Consider the following 6,688-nt stretch of genomic DNA (forward strand, 5'->3'; position numbering starts at 1 on the left):
TGCTCCCAACATGACCCGCACGCACGTTTCCCCCGGAGGGTGGCCGTCGTTGGGCCGAGCGTGACATGTGTATGGATGCGGGCGAGGCGCGCCCTGGTGGCGGCGGGACTGACGGCGGGGCTGGCGACGGGGCTCGCGGGCTGCACCGGAGCGGACGGCGGCGGGGGTGTCGGCATCAGCCTGCCGGGCAAGGCGAGGGCTCCGGGTGACGTCATCCGGGTGAGTCCGGAGGACGGCAGCCGGGCGGTGCCGGCGGACGGACGCGTCGAGGTGAGGGTGGACAGCGGGCGGCTCGAACGGGTGACCGTCGTGCAGGTCGAGGACGGCCGGCGGGCCGGGGTCGCGGGGGAGATCTCGGCGGACGGGCTGCGCTGGCGGCCCCGCCCGGACACCCGGCTGGCGCTGGCCGCGAAGTACAGCGTGGACGCGGTCGCGCTCGACGCGCACGGTCGCCGCTCGGCCCGGCACACCACGTTCACGACCGCCGTCCCCGAGTCCAGATTCATCGGCTACTTCAAGCCGGAGAACCGTTCCACGGTCGGCACCGGGATGATCGTGTCGTTCGGCTTCAACATGCCGATCGAGAACCGGGCCGCGGTGGAGCGCGCGATCCGCGTCACCTCCGAGCCGCCGGTGGAGGTCGTCGGCCACTGGTTCGGCAAGGAGCGGCTCGACTTCCGGCCCGCCGCGTACTGGCGGCCCGGGACGAAGGTGACCGTCGAGCTGGGGCTGCGGGACGTCGAGGGGGCGCCGGGGGTGTACGGCATCCAGCGGAAGACGGTCGGGTTCACCGTGGGCCGCTCCCAGGTGTCCCTGGTCGACGCGGCGGCGCACACCATGGAGGTGCGGCGGGACGGCGAGCTCCTCACCACCGTGCCGGTCACCGCGGGGGCGCCGAAGACCACCACGTACAACGGGAAGATGGTGGTGACGGAGCTGTACGACGTGACGCGGATGGACGGCAGGACGGTCGGCTTCGGCGGCGAGTACGACATCAAGGACGTGCCGCACGCGATGCGCCTGACCGATTCGGGGACCTTCCTGCACGGCAACTACTGGGCCGACGCGTCCACCTTCGGCTCCGCGAACGTCAGCCACGGCTGTGTGGGCCTCAGGGACGAGAAGGGCGGCAGCGCGGACTCGCCCGCCGGCTGGTTCTTCGACCGGACCCTCATCGGGGACGTGGTGGAGGTGGTGAACTCCCGGGACAAGGAGGTCGACCCCGACAACGGTCTCGGCGGCTGGAACCTGGACTGGACGCGGTGGAAGGAGGGCTCCGCGCTGGACTGATCCCGGGGATCCCTCCTATCACGTCGACTGGTGCCGAACGGTGACATTCACGAGGAACTTTCGTGTCCTGCGGTGTGATTATCTAGCGCTGTGTGTGCGAGTGGATGCGCACGGGGGTGGGGCCCAGGCATGGCCGGGCCGTCCGAGGGGAGAAGACCACAGTGAACGGGCAGCCGATATCGGGGGCATCGGTCAGGAGCGGGCGTCGGCGCGGGGGCGTCCGGCTGCAGGCGCTGGCGGCGGGGGCGCTGCTCCTGGTGCTCACCGCCTGCGGTGGCGGGGAGACGGCCACCGGCGGTGGCGCGGGGGGCCAGGGCCCGGCGGCCCAGGGCGGCGGCAAGCAGGAGAACGCGGCCTCCCAGGCGGTCGTGACGATCCTTCCGAAGGACGGCGCCGACTCGGTCGCCACCAGCGGGGCCCTGAAGGTCTCCGCCTCGCAGGGCAAGCTGACCACGGTCACGGTCGCCGACTCCAAGGGCGCCGAGATCGAGGGGAAGATCGCCGCCGACGGCGCGAGCTGGTCGCCGACCGCGCATCTGGCCGCGGCCACCCAGTACAAGGTCCACGCGATCGCGAAGGACGCGGACGGCCGTGAGTCGGCGAAGGACACCACCTTCACCACCCTCGTCCCGAAGAACACCTTCATCGGCCAGTACACGCCGGAGGACGGTTCGACCGTCGGCGTCGGCATGCCGGTGTCCATCAACTTCACCCGGGGCATCACCGACCCCGAGGCCGTCGAGAAGGCCATCAAGGTGACGGCCGTGCCGGCTGTCCAGATCGAGGGCCACTGGTTCGGCAACGACCGGCTCGACTTCCGTCCCAAGGACTACTGGGCCGCCGGCACCAAGGTCACGGTGGCGCTGAACCTGGACGGCGTCGAGGGCCGCCCCGGGGTGTACGGCAAGCAGAAGAAGACGATCAGCTTCACCATCGGCCGCCGTCAGGTCTCCACGGTCGACGCGAGCGCGAAGACGATGAAGGTCGAGCGGGACGGCGCGATCATCAAGACGATCCCGATCACCGCGGGCGCGCCGGCCACGACCACGTACAACGGTCAGATGGTCATCAGCGAGAAGTACAAGGTGACCCGCATGAACGGCGCCACGGTCGGCTTCGGCGGCGAGTACGACATCAAGGACGTGCCGCACGCGATGCGCCTGTCCAACTCGGGCACGTTCGTGCACGGCAACTACTGGGCGCCGTCCTCCACCTTCGGTTCCAGCAACGTGAGCCACGGCTGCGTCGGCCTGGAGGACGCGCGGGGCGCGGGCGACAGCTCGACTCCGGCGGCCTGGTTCTACGACCGCTCGATCATCGGCGACGTCGTGATCGTGAAGAACTCCAAGGACAAGCAGATCACGCCGGAGAACGGCCTCAACGGCTGGAACATGGACTGGTCGGAGTGGATCGCCTAGTCGTACGCGACGGAGCGCGGGCCCGGTGCTGTGAGCAACAGCACCGGGCCCGCCGGCGTTAACGGACACTAACCTTTCCCCATGACTGTGAACCTCGAAGTCGCCGAAGGCGTCGGCACGATCCGCCTCGACCGCCCCCCGATGAACGCCCTGGACGTCGCCACCCAGGACCGGATCCGCGAGCTGGCGCAGGAGGCGACCGACCGCGACGACGTGCGGGCCGTGGTCCTGTACGGCGGCGAGAAGGTGTTCGCGGCCGGCGCGGACATCAAGGAGATGCAGGTCATGGACCACGTGGCCATGGTCAAGCGCTCGCGTGCCCTCCAGGACTCCTTCACCGCCGTCGCCCGGATCCCCAAGCCGGTCGTCGCCGCGATCACCGGGTACGCGCTCGGCGGCGGCTGCGAGCTCGCGCTCTGCGCCGACTACCGGATCGCCGCCGACAACGCCAAGCTGGGCCAGCCGGAGATCCTGCTCGGTCTGATCCCCGGCGCCGGCGGCACCCAGCGCCTGGCCCGGCTCGTCGGCCCCGCCAAGGCCAAGGACCTGATCTTCACCGGGCGGATGGTGAAGGCCGACGAGGCCCTGACGCTCGGCCTGGTCGACCGGGTCGTCCCGGCCGCCGAGGTGTACGAGCAGGCGCACGCCTGGGCCGCCAGGCTGGCGCAGGGCCCGGCCGTCGCCCTGCGGGCCGCGAAGGAGGCGATCGACCAGGGTCTGGAGACGGACATCGACACCGGGCTCGCCATCGAGCGCACCTGGTTCGCCGGGCTCTTCGCCACCGAGGACCGCGAGCGCGGGATGCGCAGCTTCGTCGAGGAGGGTCCGGGCAAGGCGAAGTTCGCCTGACGGTCCTCCTCCGGGGGGCGAGTGAGGGTTCGTCAACACGGGGCGACGGACCCTCACCCTTCGGGTGACGGAACCTCGCGGGCGGATGACGATCTTCACGGACAAGGTGACGAACCTTCACGGGTGGGGGCCGTTTCCCTCGGAACGGCCCCCGCGGACGTCTCCGTGCGGCCATGATGGGGGGCATGTCGGGCCTGGAGGGTAGGGAACAACCGCGGCAGCGCGCGAGCGCCGCCGCGCCGCGGTGGTCACCGGCCGCGGACGACGAACAGGCCGCCGAACAAGTGGAGTTGTACGGCAACCCGGCCGAGGAGGACGTCCGCCTGCCGTCCCGCCCCGAGTCCGCGTGGGTGGCCCGCAGGCTCACCCAGCACGTCGTGCTGCGGCAGTGGGCGCTGGGCCCGCAGATCGCCGAGCACGCGGTGCTCCTCGTCTCCGAGCTCGTCGGGAACGCCGTCCGGCACACCGGCGCCCGGGTCTTCGCGCTGCGGTTGCAGCGGCGCCGGGGCTGGATCCGGATCGAGGTGCGCGACCCCTCGCGCGGGCTGCCCTGCCTGATGCCCGTGCACGAGCTCGACGTCAGCGGCCGCGGGCTCTTCCTCGTCGACAAGCTCGCCGACCGCTGGGGCGTGGATCTGGCGCCGCGCGGCAAGACGACCTGGTTCGAGATGCGGGTCGCGGACCGGCCCTGAGGTGACCGCCCCCGGACGCACGGAAGCCCCCGTGCGTCCATGGTGAGGCGCGTGGGGGCTTCCGTGTGATGCGCCGTGGACGGGGGGGGTGTATCCACGGCCGCTATGTCGACCTGGCCCGGGTCAATGGGGGTCGTGTCTCCGACTATGGCAGACGGGTGGCCTTGTCGCCAAAAGTCCCTACTGGGGCAAGGTGGGTCAAAAGCGGACAGTTCAACAGTGAATCGTTGGTGACGTGCAGCACCCACCTTGTAAACAGTGAATGGCTATGCGGTTCATCGGGTGTTTCCCGGGGTCGTCCGCATGCTGGACGCCTGGCGTGCGCCCGTAAACGTCCTGAATTGGCCTAATCGTGACCAATCGGCCTAGACCCCCCTTAAATGGTCGCGTGAAGCCGACCGACCGCCGAGGAGCGCTCCGGGCGGGCGCGGCCGCCGCCCTCGCGGGAGCCCTCGCCACCGCCTGCGGCACGGACCCCCGCCCCGCCCCCGCCGCCGGGCACCGCCCCGCCGGGCACAGCCCCGCCCCCGCGCCCGTCGCCGCCCCGGCCCCACGACGCTTCCCCGGACAGCCGGACGAGATCAGCCACGGCCCGCGCGACCGGCCGAGGATCGCCCTCACCTTCCACGGCCAGGGCGACCCCGCCCTCGCCCGGCGGCTCCTCGCCGAGGCCGAGCGGGCCGGCGCCCGCGTCACCGTCCTCGCCGTCGGCAGCTGGCTCGACGAACACCCCGACCTGGCCCGCCGCGTCCTCGACGGCGGCCACGACCTCGGCAACCACACCCAGCACCACATCGACGTCAACGCCATGGACGAGGACGCCGCCCTCGCCGAGATCGAGGCCTGCGCCGCACGGCTGCGCCGGCTCACCGGCTCCGTCGGCACCTGGTTCCGCCCCTCCCGCACCCAGCACGCCGCCCCCGCCGTCCTGCGCGCCGCCCGGCGCGCCGGATACCCGCACGTCCTCTCGTACGACGTCGACTCCCTCGACTTCACCTCGCCCGGCGCCGCGGCCGTCGTCCGCAACGTCACCGGGCCGCTCCGCGCCGGATCCGTCGTCAGCCTGCACTTCGGCTACCCGGACACCGCCGCCGCGCTGCCCCTCCTCCTCGCCGACCTCGACCGCCGCGGCCTGAGCGCGGTCACCACCACGGAGCTGCTGAGCTGATGGCACACGTCACGAAGAGAACACGCACCCTCCTCGCCGCCGTCCTCCTCGCCGGCCTCGCCGGCTGCGGGACCGCGAGCCACCCCGAGGGCGCCACCCCCGTGAAGAAGGCCGCCGCCCCCGCCGTGCCCAAGCCGGCCGCCGCCCCCGCCGGACTGCCCGGGATGCCGCCACCGCTCGACGCCCACGACGTCTACGCCGCCGACCGGCCGAACCGGCTCTCCCCGGTGGTGCGGAACTTCCCCTCCCGGGTCTACGTCCCCAACACCAACTCCAACACCGTCTCGGTCATCGACCCCACGACCTACCAGGTCGTCGAGACCATCCCGGTCGGGGTCCAGCCCCAGCACGTCGTGCCCTCCTGGGACATGAAGACCCTCTGGGTCAACAACAACCGGGGCCACACGCTCACCCCCATCGACCCCGCCACCGGCGTCGCCGGCAAGCCCGTCGAGGTCCACGACCCGTACAACCTGTACTTCACGCCGAACGGCAAGTACGCCATCGTCATGGCCTCGCTCGACCGCGAGCTCGTCTTCCGCGACCCGCACACCATGGAACGGAAGAAGTCCGTCCCGGTCAGCTGCTACGGCGTCAACCACGCCGACTTCTCCGCCGACGGACGCTACTTCGTCGTCTCCTGCGAGTTCTCCGGCGAACTCCTGAAGGTCGACACCGAGAAGATGGAGGTGATCGGCCAGCAGAAACTGCCCTTCGACGGCGCCATGCCCCAGGACGTCAAGATCTCCCCCGACGGCAAGACCTTCTACATCGCCGACATGATGGCCCACGGCATGTGGGTCCTGGACGGCGAGAAGTTCACCACCCCCACGCTGCTCCCCACCGGCAAGGGCTGCCACGGCCTCTACGTCAGCAGGGACTCCCGGGAGATGTACGTCTCCAACCGGGGCGAGGGCTCGGTCTCCGTCTTCGACTTCGAGCAGAACAAGCTCACCAAGAAGTGGTGGCTCCCGGGCGGCGGCTCCCCCGACATGGGCGGCGTCTCCGCCGACGGCAAGGTCCTGTGGCTCTCCGGACGCTACGACTCCGAGGTCTACGCCCTCGACACCACCACCGGCAAGCAGCTCGCCCGGATCCCCGTCGGCAGCGGCCCCCACGGCCTCGCCGTCTACCCCCAGCCCGGCCGCTACTCCCTCGGTCACACGGGGATCTTCCGCTAGTGCTGTGGCCGGAAAGGTTTGCCGGGTCGCGGCGTCCGGTGCGGTGCATCGCAAGGCGGAGGGCCTCGGCTCGTACTGGACGTACTCGCG

At 71.2% G+C, this 6,688-nt stretch carries 6 protein-coding genes; all 6 read left to right on the forward strand.

Annotation, left to right across the window (positions count from 1 at the left end; genetic code table 11):
• Window positions 1-75: 75 nt before the first annotated feature.
• Complete coding sequence (locus ABTY59_RS26270) at window positions 76-1,290, forward strand: L,D-transpeptidase (RefSeq protein WP_352021498.1); 1,215 nt, start codon at window positions 76-78, stop codon at window positions 1,288-1,290.
• 161 nt (window positions 1,291-1,451) lie between these two features.
• Entirely contained in the window at window positions 1,452-2,708 is a 1,257-nt protein-coding gene (locus ABTY59_RS26275; protein WP_352021499.1) for a L,D-transpeptidase, read from the forward strand.
• Between the two features lie 81 nt (window positions 2,709-2,789).
• Window positions 2,790-3,557 carry an enoyl-CoA hydratase/isomerase family protein gene (locus ABTY59_RS26280; RefSeq protein ID WP_352021500.1) on the forward strand — a complete coding sequence of 256 codons (768 nt, stop codon included), beginning with the start codon at window positions 2,790-2,792 and terminating at the stop codon, window positions 3,555-3,557.
• 185 nt (window positions 3,558-3,742) lie between these two features.
• A complete protein-coding gene (locus tag ABTY59_RS26285) occupies window positions 3,743-4,249 on the forward strand; it encodes an ATP-binding protein (RefSeq protein ID WP_352021501.1) in 507 nt (168 codons plus the stop codon).
• Between the two features lie 388 nt (window positions 4,250-4,637).
• Window positions 4,638-5,417 (forward strand): polysaccharide deacetylase family protein, encoded by a 780-nt coding sequence (locus tag ABTY59_RS26290; RefSeq protein WP_352021502.1) that lies wholly within the window; start codon window positions 4,638-4,640, stop codon window positions 5,415-5,417.
• On the forward strand, window positions 5,417-6,598 hold the full coding sequence (locus tag ABTY59_RS26295) for a YVTN family beta-propeller repeat protein (protein ID WP_352021503.1): 1,182 nt from the start codon (window positions 5,417-5,419) through the stop codon (window positions 6,596-6,598). Before ABTY59_RS26290 ends, ABTY59_RS26295 begins: the two co-directional genes overlap by 1 nt.
• Window positions 6,599-6,688 lie beyond the last annotated feature (90 nt).

It is taken from the genome of Streptomyces sp. NPDC096079, assembly GCF_040303145.1.
Lineage (GTDB): Bacteria > Actinomycetota > Actinomycetes > Streptomycetales > Streptomycetaceae > Streptomyces.

Coding starts and splice junctions, on each gene's coding strand:
- ABTY59_RS26270 (WP_352021498.1), top strand. CDS start 76: ATGCGGGCGAGGCGCGCCCTGGTGGCGGCGGGACTGACGGCGGGGCTG.
- ABTY59_RS26280 (WP_352021500.1), top strand. CDS start 2,790: ATGACTGTGAACCTCGAAGTCGCCGAAGGCGTCGGCACGATCCGCCTC.
- ABTY59_RS26285 (WP_352021501.1), top strand. CDS start 3,743: ATGTCGGGCCTGGAGGGTAGGGAACAACCGCGGCAGCGCGCGAGCGCC.
- ABTY59_RS26295 (WP_352021503.1), top strand. CDS start 5,417: ATGGCACACGTCACGAAGAGAACACGCACCCTCCTCGCCGCCGTCCTC.